Source organism: Promicromonospora sp. AC04, assembly GCF_003058225.1.
Taxonomy (GTDB): domain Bacteria; phylum Actinomycetota; class Actinomycetes; order Actinomycetales; family Cellulomonadaceae; genus Promicromonospora.
Genome location: NZ_QBUG01000002.1, coordinates 185,323 through 200,116, shown reverse-complemented (window position 1 = coordinate 200,116; position 14,794 = coordinate 185,323). Strand labels below are relative to the sequence as shown.

At 71.6% G+C, this 14,794-nt stretch carries 13 protein-coding genes; 6 read left to right on the top strand and 7 right to left on the bottom strand.

All coding sequences use genetic code 11. The features are described 5' to 3' along the window. Positions 1 to 113: 113 nt before the first annotated feature. The 4 genes from C8K30_RS06455 to C8K30_RS06440 are packed head-to-tail and all read right to left on the bottom strand — an operon-like array spanning position 114 to position 4,002. Positions 114 to 1,442, bottom strand: coding sequence for an MFS transporter (locus C8K30_RS06455; RefSeq protein WP_108492083.1), 1,329 nt, complete (start codon positions 1,440 to 1,442; stop codon positions 114 to 116). Positions 1,443 to 1,493: 51 nt separating this feature from the next. Beyond that, positions 1,494 to 1,955: an RpiB/LacA/LacB family sugar-phosphate isomerase gene (locus C8K30_RS06450; RefSeq protein WP_108492082.1), complete on the bottom strand. Its 462-nt coding sequence runs from the start codon at positions 1,953 to 1,955 to the stop codon at positions 1,494 to 1,496. Continuing rightward, the gene (locus C8K30_RS06445; protein ID WP_108492081.1) at positions 1,952 to 2,923 is read right to left on the bottom strand and encodes a ribokinase; all 972 of its coding nucleotides are present in this window, start codon (positions 2,921 to 2,923) and stop codon (positions 1,952 to 1,954) included. Before C8K30_RS06445 ends, C8K30_RS06450 begins: the two co-directional genes overlap by 4 nt. Further along, the gene (locus tag C8K30_RS06440) at positions 2,920 to 4,002 is read right to left on the bottom strand and encodes a LacI family DNA-binding transcriptional regulator (protein ID WP_199230377.1); all 1,083 of its coding nucleotides are present in this window, start codon (positions 4,000 to 4,002) and stop codon (positions 2,920 to 2,922) included. The genes C8K30_RS06445 and C8K30_RS06440 overlap by 4 nt, the downstream gene beginning before the upstream one ends. 133 nt (positions 4,003 to 4,135) lie before the next feature. Here C8K30_RS06440 and C8K30_RS06435 point away from each other — a divergent pair, with 133 nt between their 5' ends. From C8K30_RS06435 to C8K30_RS06425, 3 genes are all read left to right on the top strand, one after another. After that, positions 4,136 to 6,448, top strand: coding sequence for a collagen binding domain-containing protein (locus C8K30_RS06435; RefSeq protein ID WP_233257023.1), 2,313 nt, complete (start codon positions 4,136 to 4,138; stop codon positions 6,446 to 6,448). Between the two features lie 71 nt (positions 6,449 to 6,519). Further along, the gene (locus tag C8K30_RS06430) at positions 6,520 to 7,017 is read left to right on the top strand and encodes a hypothetical protein (protein WP_108492079.1); all 498 of its coding nucleotides are present in this window, start codon (positions 6,520 to 6,522) and stop codon (positions 7,015 to 7,017) included. Between the two features lie 167 nt (positions 7,018 to 7,184). Then, a complete protein-coding gene (locus tag C8K30_RS06425) occupies positions 7,185 to 9,365 on the top strand; it encodes an RICIN domain-containing protein (protein WP_108492078.1) in 2,181 nt (726 codons plus the stop codon). A gap of 105 nt (positions 9,366 to 9,470) precedes the next feature. Here the strand turns inward: C8K30_RS06425 and C8K30_RS06420 are convergent, their stop codons facing one another. Next, entirely contained in the window at positions 9,471 to 10,166 is a 696-nt protein-coding gene (locus C8K30_RS06420; RefSeq protein ID WP_108492077.1) for an SDR family NAD(P)-dependent oxidoreductase, read from the bottom strand. Between the two features lie 139 nt (positions 10,167 to 10,305). Here C8K30_RS06420 and C8K30_RS06415 point away from each other — a divergent pair, with 139 nt between their 5' ends. Beyond that, the gene (locus C8K30_RS06415) at positions 10,306 to 11,163 is read left to right on the top strand and encodes a helix-turn-helix transcriptional regulator (protein WP_108492076.1); all 858 of its coding nucleotides are present in this window, start codon (positions 10,306 to 10,308) and stop codon (positions 11,161 to 11,163) included. 205 nt (positions 11,164 to 11,368) lie between these two features. Here C8K30_RS06415 and C8K30_RS06410 read toward each other — a convergent pair whose 3' ends face one another. Beyond that, entirely contained in the window at positions 11,369 to 12,196 is an 828-nt protein-coding gene (locus C8K30_RS06410) for an SDR family NAD(P)-dependent oxidoreductase (RefSeq protein WP_233257022.1), read from the bottom strand. Between C8K30_RS06410 and C8K30_RS31190 the strand changes: the two genes are divergently transcribed. Next, positions 12,171 to 12,317: a hypothetical protein gene (locus C8K30_RS31190; protein WP_233257021.1), complete on the top strand. Its 147-nt coding sequence runs from the start codon at positions 12,171 to 12,173 to the stop codon at positions 12,315 to 12,317. The genes C8K30_RS06410 and C8K30_RS31190 overlap by 26 nt on opposite strands. On the opposite strand, the gene C8K30_RS06405 is transcribed toward C8K30_RS31190, so the two are convergent. Then, the gene (locus C8K30_RS06405; RefSeq protein ID WP_108492074.1) at positions 12,289 to 13,038 is read right to left on the bottom strand and encodes an SDR family oxidoreductase; all 750 of its coding nucleotides are present in this window, start codon (positions 13,036 to 13,038) and stop codon (positions 12,289 to 12,291) included. The genes C8K30_RS31190 and C8K30_RS06405 overlap by 29 nt on opposite strands. A gap of 100 nt (positions 13,039 to 13,138) precedes the next feature. Between C8K30_RS06405 and C8K30_RS06400 the strand changes: the two genes are divergently transcribed. Continuing rightward, complete coding sequence (locus C8K30_RS06400) at positions 13,139 to 13,966, top strand: helix-turn-helix transcriptional regulator (RefSeq protein WP_108492553.1); 828 nt, start codon at positions 13,139 to 13,141, stop codon at positions 13,964 to 13,966. Positions 13,967 to 14,794 lie beyond the last annotated feature (828 nt).

Sequence of the window (14,794 nt, the reverse complement as noted above, 5' to 3'; positions counted from 1 at the left end):
CCAAGCACTTGGGCATGCTTCCGACAGCGAATGCATGCCCAAGTGCTTGCTCGAAGCGGACTTCGGCGCGGGCCGACGGCGTGGGTCGACGGCGTGGGTCGACGGCGCCGGTGTCAGCGCCGGCGTTCGGCCTCGACGAGCGCGCCGACCCGCTCGCGCTCCGCCCGGGGCCAGGTCTCCTTGGTGACCAGGATCCCGACGAGGCCGATGACGGCGGCGCCCAGGTACAGGACCGAGGCGCCCGGCCAGCCGAACGCGCCGACCAGCGCGGCGGCGATGAGCGGCGCGAACCCGCCAAGGGCCGCGGCGAGCTGGTAGCCGAGGGACGCGCCAGAGGTACGGGTGGCGGTGCGGAACTGCTCGGTCAGGAGCGAGCCCTGGGTCCCGGTGAGCGCCGCGTGGATCAGGCCGATCCCGATGATGAAGACGGCGATGACCATCCCGCGGCCGCCCTGGTTGGCCATGAGGTACATCGGGAACGCGAACAGGATCGCCGCGATGCAGCCGGCGATGTAGATCGGACGCCGTCCGATGCGGTCCGTGAGCGAGCCCGCGAGGAAGGTGACCACGATGGCCAGGATGCTCGCGGCGGTGATCGCGCCGAGCGCCGTGGGCCGGACCTCCGGGTCCCGCTCCGAGATGTAGTTGAGCAGGTAGGTCGCGGTCGAGTAGTAGGCGAAGGACTCGACGACCCGCAGCGCGATGACGCGCAGGATGCCCCGCCAGTCGTTCCGGAGGGTGGCCAGGAACGGGTTCTTCTCGGTCTTGCCCGTCGCGACTGCCTCCTGGAACTCGGGGGACTCGGACAGGCGCGACCGCACGACGAGCGCGACGACGACCAGCACGGCGCTGAGCAGGAACGGCGTGCGCCACTTCCAGTCGCCCTCGAGGTTGGCGCTGAGCGCGAACATGCCGCTGGCGAGCGCGATCCCGAGCGGGTTGCCCGACTGGGGGATGGCCGCGAACATGCCGCGGCGGTGCCAAGGGGCGTGCTCGTACGCCATGGTGATGGCGCCGCCCCACTCGGCGCCGAAGGCGAGGCCCTGGATCATGCGGATGATGACCAGCAGCACCGGCGCGGTGGCGCCGATCTGTGCGTACGTCGGCAGCAGACCGATCAGGACGGTGGCCCCGCCCATGACGATCATGGCCCCGACCAGGACGGGCTTCCGGCCGAACCGGTCGGCGAGGTACCCGCCGACGGCCCCGCCGAGGGGACGCATCACGAACCCGACCGCGAGGGTGGCGAACGCGAGCAGCGTGCCGACGAGCGGGTCGCTCTCGGGGAAGAAGACGGCGCCGAAGTAGAGCGCCGACGCGGTGCCGAACGCGACGAAGTCGTAGTTCTCGACACTGGTGCCGACGGCGGCCGCGACGGCGGTCTTGACGCGGTCCTTGGACCCGAGCGGGGAGCGCCGTGGCGCGGATGTAGTGGTGGACATGTGATCTCCTTTGACCGTGGTTCAGGATCGTTTTCGGGAGAACGGCGACGGTCAGTCGCCGGTGGTGGGCATCAGGTCGTCGAGGGCGTTGAGCTTGGCGACACGCCGGCGGGTGTCGGCGTCGTCGTCGAACGTGGCGTCCAGGAACTCGCGGACGATGTCGGCGACGAAGGCGCGCGGCGCGAGCCACGCGCCGAGGGCGATGGCGTTCGCGTCGTCGTGCTCGACCGCCTGGTGGGCCGAGTAGGGCTCGTTGGCCAGCCCGCACCGGATGCCCGGGATCTTGTTGGCCGCCATGATGGCGCCCGCGCCCGTGCCGCAGACGAGGACGGCCCGGTCGGCCTGGCCGGCGAGCACGGGCGCGCACGTGGCCTGGGTGATGTCGGGGAAGTCGACCGGGTCGGCGCTGTCGGTGCCGCAGTCGACGACCGTGTGCCCGAGGCTCTCGATCGCCTCGCGGACCTGGTCCTTGAGCGGGAAGCCTGCGTGATCGGCTCCGAGTGCGACTCTCATGGATCGTTCCTTCCTGTCGGGGTGCCTGCCTGGGCGGCGAGGGTCTGGCTGATCTCGGTCCGGGCGCCGGCGAGCCGGTGCTCGACCTCCGCGAGGGTGGGGATCGAGGTGGCCGCCCCGTGGCGCGTCACGGCGAGGGCGCCGGCCTCGGCGGCCCTGCGGACGGCGTCGGCCAGGGGCAGGTGCCACGACGCCGCGAGGTAGCCGACGAACGTGTCGCCGGCCGCGGTCGTGTCGACGGCGGTCACGGTCGGGGCGGGCACCTGGGTGAGCACGCCCGAGCGGTACACGAGCGCCCCGGCCGGCCCGAGCGTGCAGACGACGTCGGTGCCGAGCCGCGCGGCGACGGCGGTGATGTCCTGGCCGGGACCCGACGGCCCGAGGCCGAGCAGCCGCGCGACCGCGTCGAGCTCGTGCTCGTTGACCACGAGCAGGTCGACGTGCTCAAGGAGGTCGGCGGACCGGGTCGGCGCGGGCGCCGCGTTCCAGATGACCGTCGCCCCGGCGCGGGAAGCCGTCGCGGCTGCGAGCCGCGACGTCGCAGCGGGGATCTCGTGCTGGAGCACCAGGACGTCGCCGGGGGAGAGCTCCGAGCAGGCCTGGCGGACGGCGGCGTCGTCGATCGCGGCGTTGGCCCCCTGGACCACGATGATGGAGTTCTCACCGGCGTCGTCGAGGAGCACCAGGGCCCGGCCGCTCGCGCGCTCCGAGCGTGTGAGCAGACCGGTGTTGATGCCCTCGGCCGCCAGGGCGTCGGCGAGGTGCTCGCCGTCGTGCACGCCGACCGCGCCGACCATGCGCACCCGCGCGCCCGCGCGGGCGGCAGCGACGGCCTGGTTGGCGCCCTTGCCGCCGAGCGAGCTCGACGCCTCCTGCGCGAGGACCGTCTCGCCCGGCCCCGGAAGGGCAGCGAGGCGCAGCGACGTGTCGGCATTGATGCTGCCGACGACGGTGACCCGTACCGTCATGCGCCCGCCCCGGCCGGGTCGTCCGACGCGGCCGGGTCGTCCGACGCGGCCGCGTCGCTCGACGCAGCCGACCCAGCCGACCCAGCCGACCCAGCCGCCTCGCCCGACCGGTCGACGAACGACGTCTCGACCCTGCGCGACGCGGCAGGACGCCCCTCGATGATGTCGACCAGCGCCCCGACCCCCAGCCGGCCGATAGCCGTGGCGTCATTGCGCACCGCGGAGATCGGCGGCGACACGAGAGAGAACCAGTCGAGGTCGTCGAACGACACGATCTCGATGGCGCCGAGCGACCGGGCGGGCTCCTCGCGCAGCGCGTGGGCCACCCCCAGGGTCATCAGGCCGTCGGCGCTGAGCACCGCCGTCGGGCGCGCGCCGGAGGCCAGCACCGCCCGCATCGCCTCCACGCCGCTCTCGGCCCGGAAGTCGCCGTGCGCGAGGAGGCGCGGGTCGGCGGAGAGGCCGAGCTCGTCCCGGATCTGCAGGAAGGCCGCGCGGCGCTCGCTGCCGGTCGAGATCCCGGGCGGTCCGCCGACGAACGCCACCTCCCGGTGGCCCCGGCCGTGCAGCCAGGTCAGGGCGCGCCGCACGCCGTCGGCGTTGTCGGTGCTGATCGTGGGCACGTCGATGCCGTCGACCGACCGGTCCACGAAGACCAGCGGCAGGCCCGAGTCCCGCACGGCCTGGAGCCGGGTCAGGTCCGAGCCCTGCGGGGCGATGAGCAGGCCGTCGATGCGCTGGGAGGCGAAGGTCCGCAGGTAGGCGGCTTCCTGGGCGGCGTCCTCGTCGGCGTTGGCGAGCAGCACCGTGTAGCCGCGCCGCTGCGCCTCGCGCTCGGCGGCGTGGGCGAGCTCGGAGAAGAACGGGTTGCGGATGTCGGACACGAGGAGGCCGAGCACCTCGGTACGGGAGCGGCGCAGCGACCGCGCGGGGCCGTTGGCGATGTACTTGAGCTGCTCCGCGGCCGCCGTGACGCGGGCCCGCGAGTCGGGGGAGGTCTGGCTGCTGCCGCTCAGCACCCGTGATGCCGTGCCGAGGGATACCCCCGCCAGTGCTGCGACGTCCTTGATCGTGGCCACTCTGCCGTCCTCCGTGGAAACGTTTCCATGACTGCCTGGTGCCAATTTGCCACAGTTGCCGGGCCGATGGCAAACACGATGTGTCTGCATCCGCCGCCGCGCGGCGAGACGGATCGTCTCTTACCGTGGCGATGTGAAGCGCACCCCAGCGGGCCTGGGCGCACTCGCGGCGGCCGTGCTCGTCGCTCTTGGCGCCGTCATTCCAACGATGTCCGCGTCGGCGGCGACAACCGCCGGCTGGGCCGACTGGGACCCGTTGACCGGCTCGGCCGGAGCCTGGTCCACGACCATGCAGCTCCCGGCCGGCGGCTTCCCGGCAGCGTCGGTGACCTCGGACTCGCGCGGCGGCGTCGGCGTTATCTCCGGCGCGTCCTCGTGGCTGAGCCAGGCGACGCCGCCGGGCGAGGACTACGGGTCGAGCCGCGACCAGCAGTACCTCAACCTGCGCCCCCAGGCCGACCGGCCGACGTCGCCGTCGACCACCACCTACACGTTCGAGCGCCCGACCCCGGCGGCCGGCTGGGCGTTCGTGCTCGGCGACATCGACGCGGACCGCGCGATCGTCACCGCGCACGCCGCCGACGGCAGACCGCTCTCCGGGGCGGAGCTCGGGTGGCAGGGCGGCTTCAACTACTGCACGGCGGCGGGGTCGCCGTCCTGCACGGGCGTACCGGAGGACGTGCCGACCTGGGACCCGGCCACCCGTACGGTGCTCGGCAACGTGGCCGCGAACGACACGTCCGGCGCCACCGGCTGGTTCCGGCCCACGACGCCGATCAAGACCCTGACCATCGAGTTCTACCAGCGCAGCGGCTTCCCCGTGTACCAGACGTGGTTCGCCTCCCTCGCGCGCGACATCGCCGGGACCGTCAACTTCGTCGACGACGCCGGCGCGCCGCAGGGCGTGCTGCCGGGCGCCACCCTCACCCTCTTCGGCCCGGACGGCGCGGAGCTCGCCACGACGACGTCGGACGAGAGCGGCCAGTACATCTTCCCCGGCTACACCGCCGCGCCCGGCTACAGCGTGGAGCTGACCGACCTGCCGGAGGCGGGCGGCGAGCACCCGTTCGGGCTCGTCACGTACGGCGACCGGGTGGTCGCCGAGATCGACCTCACCTCCGCCGACGCCACGGGCGTCGACTTCGCCGCGCGCGACATCGAGCCGGTCGCCGTGAGCGGCACGGTCCTGACCGACGACGGCACGCCCGTCCCCGGCGCGACCGTCACCCTCACGCCGGTCGGCGGGGGCGCGCCGCTCACGGCCGTGACGAGCTCGGCGGGCCAGTACCTGATCGACCAGGTCGCGTGGGACGTCGACAACGACCAGCCGCAGGACTACACGTTCTCGGTGAGCGAGCTGCCCGAGGGCTACACCGTCAGCACGGTGCCGGACGGCATCACGGTGGAGGTCGGCCAGGAGGAGCCCAGCACGGGCAACGACTTCGTCATCCAGGCGCCGCCGTTGCTCACGGGAACCGTGACCGCGGGCGGCGACCCCGTCGCCGGGGTCGTCGTGACCCGGACGGGCCCGGACGGGACGGTCAGCACGACGACGGCCGCGGACGGCACCTACCTGTTCGACGAGGTGCCCCCGGGCGACCACACGGTGAGCATCACGGTGCCGGACGGCTACCTCGCCGACGGCCCGGCCACCCAGGACGTCACCGTCAGCACCGAGGACCTGACCGACGTCGACTTCGCGCTGTCGCACCCCGGCTCCATCGGCGGCACGGTCACCGACTCCGCCGGCGAACCGGTGCCGGGCGCGACGGTCACGGTGGCCGGTCCGGACGGGCCGGTCACGCTCGTCACCGACGCCGCGGGCGGGTACTTCGTCGGCGACCTGCCGCAGGGCGACTACACGGTCACCCTCACCGTGCCCGACGGTTACACGGCGGACGTCACGGAGCGGTCAGTCGCCGTGACCGGAGCCGGCGAGAACTGGCTCGAGGAGGACTTCGCGGTCACCAGCGCGCCCGTCGAGCCGTCGGAGCGGCCCGCCGGCGGGACCGTCACGCACGCGGACGGCGCCCCCGTGCCGGACACGGAGGTGACGGTGACCGACGCCGACGGCGGGACCATCAACACCGCGACCACTGACGACGACGGCGCCTGGGCCATCAACCTGCCGCCCGGGTCGTACACCGCCGTCGTGCACCCCGGGGAGGGGTACGTGGTGGACGGCGAGGACACCATCACCTTCGAGGTGGCCGACGTCGAGGTCACCGGGCTCGACTTCGTGCTCAGCACGGCTCAGGCGCCGAGCCCGACCCCCAACCCGGGTCCTGACCCGTCGGCCGGTCCGGAGCCCGGCCCGGACGGCCTGGCCGCGACGGGCGCGACCGTCGGCTCCGTGGTGCTGGTCGCCGGCGTCCTGGTGGCACTGGGCGTAGCCCTGGTCAGGGTGTCCCGCCGGAAGGCAGCGGGCGCGCAGCGGGAGGGCTGAGCCGGGCGCGGACACGGGGGGAGCTCGGCCCGTGGCACCGAGCACCCCCTGACATGCGGAAAGATGCGCTCATGAGGTTCGAGTACTTCGCAGCCCCGGACGACGAGACCGCGGCCCTGACCATCGACGGCGGCGAGATCGAAGCGAGCGTGGGATCCCACGTCGTCGACCCCGCTTCCGTGCTGGGCCAGCTGGAGCGGCTGCTCGGCGGGCCGGTCGGTGACGACGGTCTGCGCAGCGCGCAGCTCGTCGCCGAGAGCCCGGACGGCGCCCGGCTGCTGATCCGGCTGTCCAACCACCTGGTCACGCTGTTCGGCATGGTCCGGCCGGCGACGCTGGACGACGTCGTGAAGCACTGGTCGCTGTCGCGGCGGTTCCGCCGCGCCGCCCCCGAGGACCTGCGCGCCTTCGCCGCCGGGCTGCACGAGCTGTGCAAGGGCACCGGCAAGCGCGTCTACTGCCGGGCGACGGCGGACGAGAGCGAGCTGGCGGCAGCCATGGCGCCGTCCTCGGGGGGCGACTCCGGGGCGGACCCGGACGAGCCGAGGCCCCTGCCGCGCCGGCGCTGACGGGGCGGGTCCGCGCGCGCCGGCCCGATGCGGACGGCGTCGTCTCGGCGGCGCTGTCCGCATCGCCGGCTCGGTAGGGGATTTTACCTACTGACAGGTTAGTAAGTTGTTCAGTAGGGTGAGGTGCCGCCGCGACGACGCGGCGCCAGACCCTGCCGGAGGCTGTCATGTCACGTGTTCGGAAGGTGGTCGGCGCACTCAGCGCCGTCCTGCTCGCTGGCCTGCTGGGGGTGGTTGCGTCGCCCGGCGCGGTCGCCGCCTCGACCGGCACGATCGTCAGCTCGGCGAGCGGCAAGTGCCTCGACGTGGCCGAGGGGTCCACCGCGAACGGCAACCGGCCCCAGGTGTGGGACTGCACGTCCAACAACGCCAACCAGGTCTGGACGTTCGCCGACGACGGCTCCGTGCGGGGCCTCGGCAAGTGCCTCGACGTCGCGAACGGCTCGACGGCGGACGGCGCCGTCGTCCACATGTGGGACTGCTTCGGCTCGCTGGCGAGCCAGAAGTGGACCCTGACCGCGGCCGGCGACCTGGTGAACCAGGCAGCGAACAAGTGCCTGGACGTCACGGGCGGCGCGACCGCGAACGGGACCAAGGTCCAGCTCTGGACCTGCACCGGCGCCGCCAACCAGAAGTGGACCCACAACGGAGGCTCAGTGCCCGGACCGAACCCTGACCCGGTTCTCCCCGACCCGGCCAACCCGGACCTCGGCCCGAACGTATCGGTCTTCGACACGTCCATGTCGAACGCCACGATCCAGGCCGAGCTCAACCGGGCCTTCGACGCCCAGGAGACCAACCAGTTCGGCACTCAGCGCGAGGCCATGCTGTTCTTTCCTGGCTCCTACGACGTGGATGCGAACGTCGGCTTCTTCACCCAGGTCGCGGGCCTGGGCCTGGTGCCCGACGACGTGAACATCAACGGCCACGTCCACGTCGAGGCCGACTGGTGGCCGGACGGCTCGCAGAACGCCACCCAGAACTTCTGGCGCTCCGCCGAGGGCCTGTCCGTGACGCCCGCCGACGGCAACGACCGGTGGTCCGTCTCCCAGGCCGCGCCCTACCGGCGCATGCACCTGCGCGGGGGCCTCGCCCTTTCCGACGGCGGCTGGTCGTCCGGCGGCTTCATCGCCGACACGAAGGTCGACGGCCAGGTCAACTCCGGCACCCAGCAGCAGTTCCTCACCCGGAACTCCGCCCTCGGCAGCTGGACGGGCTCCAACTGGAACCAGGTGTTCGTCGGCAGCACCGGGGTCCCCGGGAACAGCTTCCCGTCCCCGCCGTACACCACCATCGCGAACACCCCGAAGGTCGCCGAGAAGCCGTACCTCTACGTCGACGACAACGGCTCCTACCGGGTCTTTGTGCCTGCCGTCCGGAACAGCTCCAGCGGTACCACCTGGGCGAACGGGAACCCGGCCGGCACGTCCCTGCCGATCAGCCAGTTCCACGTGGTGCGCCCCGGCGACTCCGCCGCCAGCATGAACGCCGCCCTGGCCGCGGGACAGAACCTCCTGGTCACCCCCGGCACCTACAACCTGAACCAGACCCTTCAGATCAACCGGGCAAACACCGTTGTCCTGGGTCTGGGCCTGGCCACGTTCGTGCCCCAGGGCGGGATCAACGCCATGAACGTGGCCGACGTCGACGGCGTGCGCCTGGCCGGCATCATGTTCGACGCCGGGACCACCAACTCGAACGTGCTGCTCCAGGTGGGACCGGCGGGTTCTTCGGCGGACCACGCGGCGAACCCGACAGTGCTGTCCGACGTCTTCATCCGTGTGGGCGGCTCGATCGCGGGCAAGGCCACCGTGAGCATGGAGGTCAACAGCGACGACGTGATCGGTGACCACGCCTGGATCTGGCGAGCCGACCACGGCAACGGCGGCACGGTGGGCTGGACGGTCAACACCGGCCGCAACGGCCTGATCGTGAACGGCGACGACGTGACGATGTACGGCCTGTTCGTCGAGCACTACCAGCAGTACCAGACCATCTGGAACGGCGAGCGCGGGCGCACGTACTTCTACCAGAACGAGATGCCGTACGACCCGCCGAACCAGGCCGCCTACATGAACGGCTCCACCCAGGGCTGGGCGGCGTACAAGGTCAACGACGCGGTGACCGACCACCAGGCGTGGGGGCTGGGCAGCTACGCGTTCTTCAACGTCAACCCGTCGGTGGCGAACGCGCGGGCGTTCGAGGTCCCCGTCCGGCCGGGCGTCCAGTTCCGCAACATGGTCACCGTGTCGCTCGGCGGCGTGGGCACCATCCGGAACGTCATCAACACCACGGGCGAGACGGTGAACAGCGGCCACCAGGTGACATTCCTGACGTCGGGCCCCTGACCCGAGTAATCGACTCCTGACCTCGATTCAGCAGGCTCGAGGCGACCGGAACTCACGGGTTCATGGTCGCCTCGAGCCTGCTGAACACTACTCAGTCCGCTGGGGTCACCAGATGACGGGGCCCTCTTCGTCGTAGAAGCCGCCGGTTGGGCCGTCGGGGCCGATCAGGGCCATCTGGACGAGGATCTCGGCGCCCTGCTCCACTGTCTTGTACCCGCTGTGGTCGTTGAAGTCGGTGGCGGTGTAGCCGGGGTCGACGGCGTTGAACCGGATGCCCGGGAACTCCTTGGCGTACATCGCATTGACCATGACCAGCGCTGCCTTGGAGGAGTTGTAGTCCAGGAGCTTGACCTGGTACTCCACCCGGCTGGGGTCGCTGACCGCCGCCAGCGACCCCAGCCCGCTGCTGACGTTGACGACCACCGGGTTGTCGCTGTCCTGGAGCAGGGGCAGGAAGGCGCGCGTGACCCGCACCGGGCCGAACACGTTCGTGTCGTAGACGGTCTGCATGTCGGCGCCGGTCACGTCGCCCGGGGTCTTCGACGCACCGAGGATCCCGGCGTTGTTGACCAGCACGTCGAGGTGGCCCGCCTCGACGCGGACGGCGTCGGCGGCGGCCCGGACGGAGTCGTCGTCCGTCACGTCGAGCTGGACGAAGCGGGCGCCGAGTTTCGCGGCTGCCGCCTTGCCGCGCTCCAGGTCGCGCGCCGCGACGTAGACGGTGTGCCCGGCCTCGACGAGGCGGCGGGCGGTCTCGTAACCGAGGCTCTTGTTCGCCCCGGTGATGAGTGTGGTGGTCATGGGTTCTTCGCTCCGAACGATCGGTGGACCTGCTGATCGCTCCACCGTCGCCCGCCCGAAGACGAACAGACAGTGCCCGATACAGCCTGGGTACGCCCAGTACCAGGCTGTTCCCGCCTGCCGCGGATACGTTGGGGGCATGAGCGGATCCACGGAGCTGGGCGGGGCGCTGCGCGCCTGGCGCGACCGCACCACACCGGCCTCGGTGGGTCTCCCCGCCGGTGGTGTGCGGCGGGCGGCCGGGCTGCGCAGGGAGGAGCTCTCGCTGCTTGCCAACCTCTCCGTGGACTACATCATCCGCCTGGAGCAGGGCCGGGCCACGGCGCCGTCCGCGCAGGTCCTGTCCGCGCTCGCGCGCGCCCTGCGGCTGTCCGACGCCGAGCGGGAGCATCTGTACGTCCTCGCGGGGCAGTCGTTGCCGGGCCCGGGTCAGATCTCTCAGGTGATCCCGGCGGGCGTGCGCCGGCTGATCGACCAGCTCGACGGCGCGCCGCTGAGCGTGAACGACGCGGCCTGGAACATGATCCTGTGGAACCCGCTGTGGGCGGCGCTGCTCGGCGACCCGACCGAGGTGTCCGAACGTGAGCGCAACCCGGTCTGGCGCCACTTCGTCGGGCCGCGGTACGCCGTCCGGCAGACGCCGGACCACGGCGCCAGGTTCGAGGCGGCCATGGTCGCCGACCTCCGGGCGGCGCGCGCCCGCTACCCGGCCGACGCCGGCCTGCTCTCCCTCGTATCGGACCTGCGGGACGCCAGCGCGGAGTTCGCGCGGCAGTGGGACGCCGGGGTGGTGGGCGACCACGTGTCGAACCACAAGACCGTTCTCCACCCCGTCGTCGGCGCCATGGTCCTTGACTGCGACGTGCTCACGGTGCCGGGGAGCGACCTGCGCATAGTGGTCTACACGGCGGTGGCCGGCAGCGCCGACGCCGATCGGCTGAAGCTCCTCGGTACCATCGGCACCCAGGTGCTCACGGAGCCTCGGTCGTCTCGGTGAGCCCTTGGGCCCGCAGACACGAGGCGGTCCGGGGCGGCCCTCCGGCGTCGGCCGCGCAGGATGCGGCCGGTGCGTCGAACCGAAACCCTGCGCAGTAGCGCCGCCGTCCTGCCGTCGCCGCGGACCGCTCCTGACTTTGCTTCAGTAGGCTCTGGGCGACCGGATCTTCGGGGTTGGTGGTCGCCTGGAGCCTGCTGAATCCGACTCAGTCGGTTCCTTGGGCCAGGTGGGACAGGTTTGTGGTGTTCTGCCAGGTGTGGAGGCGGTGTTCGTAGATGCCGGTGACGATCTGGTGTGCCTGGGCGCCGAACAGGACGCGTAGCGGCGGCCGGTCGCTGTCCACGATCTCCAGCAGCGCCGCCGCGGCCGCCGCGGGGGAACCGGGCGACTGCGCGCCCCGCCGTCGTGCGGCGGCCTCACGGACGAAGTCGTAGGTGGCCGAGTGCTCGGAGGTGCGGGCGGACGACCCGGACCAGTCGGTGTCGAAGCCGCCGGGCTCGACGAGGGTCACGTGGATGCCCAGCGGCTCGATCTCGGCCGCGAGGGACTCGCTGATGGCCTCCAGCGCCCATTTCGAGGCGTGGTAGGCGCCGAGGTTGGCGAAGGCGCCGACCCCGCCGATGCTCGACATCTGCACGATGTGCCCGCCGCCCTGCTCGCGCAGGATGGGGAGCGCCGCCTGCGTCACCCACATCGCGCCGAAGAAGTTGGTCTCCAGCTGGGCGCGCAGCTCCGGCTCGGTGACCTCCTCGACCGCACCGAAGTGCCCGTACCCGGCGTTGTTGACGACGACGTCGATCCGCCCGAACCGCTCGCGCGCCTGCCGGACGGCGTCGTGGTCGGCTGCACGGTCGGTGACGTCGAGCCGGAGCGGGAGGACGGCGTCGCCGTACTCCGCCACGAGATCGTCGAGTGCGGAGAGGGCGCGGGCGGTTGCGGCCACCCGGTCGCCGCGGCGCAGGGCCGCGAGGGCGAACTCGCGGCCGAACCCGCGGGACGTCCCGGTGATGAACCAGACCTTGCTGGTCGGCACCTTGCTGGTCGGTGCGCTTCTGGTTGGCGCGCTGCTGGTCGGCACGTCGCTGGTCGGTGCGCTGCTCGTCGGCACGCCGCTGGTCGGCGCGTTCATCGCTGGGCCGCCGGGCGCACGATGATCTCGTTGACGTCGACGTCCGCGGGCTGGCCCAGGGCGAACGAGATCGCGCGGGCTATCGCGTCGGCCGGGATGGCGTTGCGGCGGTAAGTCTTCATCGCGGTCTGCGCCTCGGGGTCCGAGATGTGCTCGGCGAGCTCGCTCTCGACCACGCCGGGCGTGATCGTGGTGGCCCGGATACCGGGGTCCGACTCAAGCCGAAGCCCCTCGGTGATCGCCCAGGCGGCGAACTTCGTCGCTGAGTAGACGGCCGACGTCGGGACCACCTCGTGCGCGCCGACCGAGGCGACCGTCACGACGTGCCCGCCGCCCTGCCGCCGGAAGTGCGGCAGCACCGCGGCGATACCGTGGAGCAGCCCCTTGACGTTGACCTCGATCATCCGGTCCCACTCGTCGACCAGGAGGGCGTCGAGCCGGGACAGCGGCATGACGCCGGCGTTGTTCACGATGACGTCGATCCGCCCGTGCTCCGTGACTATCTGGTCCACCGCGGCGCGGACGCCGTCGGCGTCGGTCACGTCGAGACGCACGGCGCCCGCCCGGCCGCCGTCGGCCCGGATGCGTTCCGCGACGGCCTCGAGGCGGGCGGTGCGGCGGGCGCCGAGGACGACCTGATGGCCTTCCGACGCGAGCCGGAGCGCCGTTGCCTCGCCGATGCCGCTGCTCGCGCCGGTCACGAGGACGACCTTGGAAGTGCTGGGTGCTGTCGTTTCTGTGCTCATGGGTCCAGGCTCCGGCGCCGCCCCGCGTCCAGGAAGGACGCCGTCTTCCTGGGTGCAGCACACCCTGGATACGCGCGCCGGGGCGCGTACCGTCGAGGGCATGACCGCATCACCGCTCGGCGACTACCTGCGCGGCCGGCGTGCCCAGCTCACGCCGGAGGCGCTCGGGCTGCCCGTCTACGGGAGGCGCCGCGTCGTCGGGCTGCGGCGCGAGGAGGTGGCCATGCTGACCGGCGTCAGCGTGGACTACTACGTGCGCCTCGAACAGGGCCGCGAGGTGAGCCCGTCGCCGCAGGTGCTCGACTCGCTCGGCGAGGTGCTGCGCCTGGACCACGACGGCCGGCAGCACCTGTACCGCCTCGCCGGGCTCAGCCCGCGGCCGGAGCCGCCCGCGGCGGTCGAGGAGGCGGACGACTCACTGTTGGAGCTCATGCTCTCCTGGCGGGACAGCCCGGCGATCGTGCTCGGGCGGGCGTTCGACGTGCTGGCGACCAACCCCCTCGGCGAGGCGCTCTTCGGCGGGTTCCCGTTCTCGCGGAACCTGACCCGCTCGACCTTCCTCGACCCGGGCGCGCGGACCTTCTACCCGGACTGGCACCTCGTAGCGGAGAACACGGTGGCCGGGCTCCGGCTCGCCGACGGGCTCACCCCGGGGGACCCGCGGATCCGGGAGGTCGTCGACGAGCTCCGCGTGAAGAGCGCGGACTTCGTGGCGATGTGGGAGCAGAACGACGCGCGGGGCAAGCGGCTCACCGAGAAGCGTTTCCTGCACCCGGAGGTCGGCCACATGGAGCTGCGCGTGCACGTGTTCGACGTCCGGGGCGCGCCGGGCCAGGAGCTCGTGGTCTACCACGCGGTCCCGGGCTCGCCGTCGGCGGAGGCGCTGTCGCTGCTGGGCGCGCTGGCCGCGACCCGGAGGATCGGCTAACGCTCGCTCCTGTGACATCGGGTTCTTGGACAAGCCGGCTGACGGGACGGGCCTGACCGCCATTGGGGCACGGATGTACGGCCGTGGCGTCGTGGGCAACAGGGCCATCGGGCTTGGCTGTTGGTGCTGGTGCCGGCTCGTTCGTCGGTGGCTGGGCGGGTGCGGCGGCGGCGCAGGGTCCAAACCAGGGGATCATGGAATTCTGGCGCAGTCAGGGCTGGCTGGGGCGACGTCAGGGCATGCTGAATTGAGGAGCATATGAGATGCGAGTAATTGAAAGTCCCATATTCCAACTAGGGTCGATAGTGTTCGGTGTGTTACTGAGCATTCTCGGACTGTATGTTATTTCGTTGGTGTTGCGCCGGTTGATCGGGCGTGGGGAGCCTTATGATCTAGAAGAGCGTGCAAGGCGTCATTGGAATGATCTGGAAGAAGCTGCCGCGCCAGTTCGGACAATAGTTCAACTGGGTCTGGGAATACTCCTTACGGGATTGTTCCTGATCCGAGCTGCGTTTCTTGGGGCCGACTTCTTAGAGAGTGGTCTCTTGGTTTGGTGGGCCTCGTCGATCGCCTTCTTGTGCATATGGGCGTGGGTGGAGCGATGGTTCGCATGGCCGGGTCTGTTCGTGGTGCCAGAGGCGAGGGGTACCCGGGGCGTCTTCTTCGCACGGCGCAGGTCGCGGCGTGGGGAACGTCTGGGCCAGGAGAATGTTGGGCGCCGCGGTGGCCCCGATGGCAACGGCGGGACGTCGGACGCCGACGTCTGACATCCTGGACCCGTGGCAGACCGGATCCCCACCGGAGTACCTACCCGACCGGGACCCCGGC

Bases quoted from the DNA above. Each gene is read 5' to 3' on its own strand.
- C8K30_RS06420 (WP_108492077.1), bottom strand. From the start codon at position 10,166: ATGACCACCACACTCATCACCGGGGCGAACAAGAGCCTCGGTTACGAG.
- C8K30_RS06405 (WP_108492074.1), bottom strand. From the start codon at position 13,038: ATGAGCACAGAAACGACAGCACCCAGCACTTCCAAGGTCGTCCTCGTG.
- C8K30_RS06425 (WP_108492078.1), top strand. From the start codon at position 7,185: ATGTCACGTGTTCGGAAGGTGGTCGGCGCACTCAGCGCCGTCCTGCTC.
- C8K30_RS06445 (WP_108492081.1), bottom strand. From the start codon at position 2,923: ATGACGGTACGGGTCACCGTCGTCGGCAGCATCAATGCCGACACGTCG.
- C8K30_RS06415 (WP_108492076.1), top strand. From the start codon at position 10,306: ATGAGCGGATCCACGGAGCTGGGCGGGGCGCTGCGCGCCTGGCGCGAC.
- C8K30_RS06430 (WP_108492079.1), top strand. From the start codon at position 6,520: ATGAGGTTCGAGTACTTCGCAGCCCCGGACGACGAGACCGCGGCCCTG.
- C8K30_RS06400 (WP_108492553.1), top strand. From the start codon at position 13,139: ATGACCGCATCACCGCTCGGCGACTACCTGCGCGGCCGGCGTGCCCAG.
- C8K30_RS06455 (WP_108492083.1), bottom strand. From the start codon at position 1,442: ATGTCCACCACTACATCCGCGCCACGGCGCTCCCCGCTCGGGTCCAAG.
- C8K30_RS06450 (WP_108492082.1), bottom strand. From the start codon at position 1,955: ATGAGAGTCGCACTCGGAGCCGATCACGCAGGCTTCCCGCTCAAGGAC.
- C8K30_RS31190 (WP_233257021.1), top strand. From the start codon at position 12,171: ATGAACCAGACCTTGCTGGTCGGCACCTTGCTGGTCGGTGCGCTTCTG.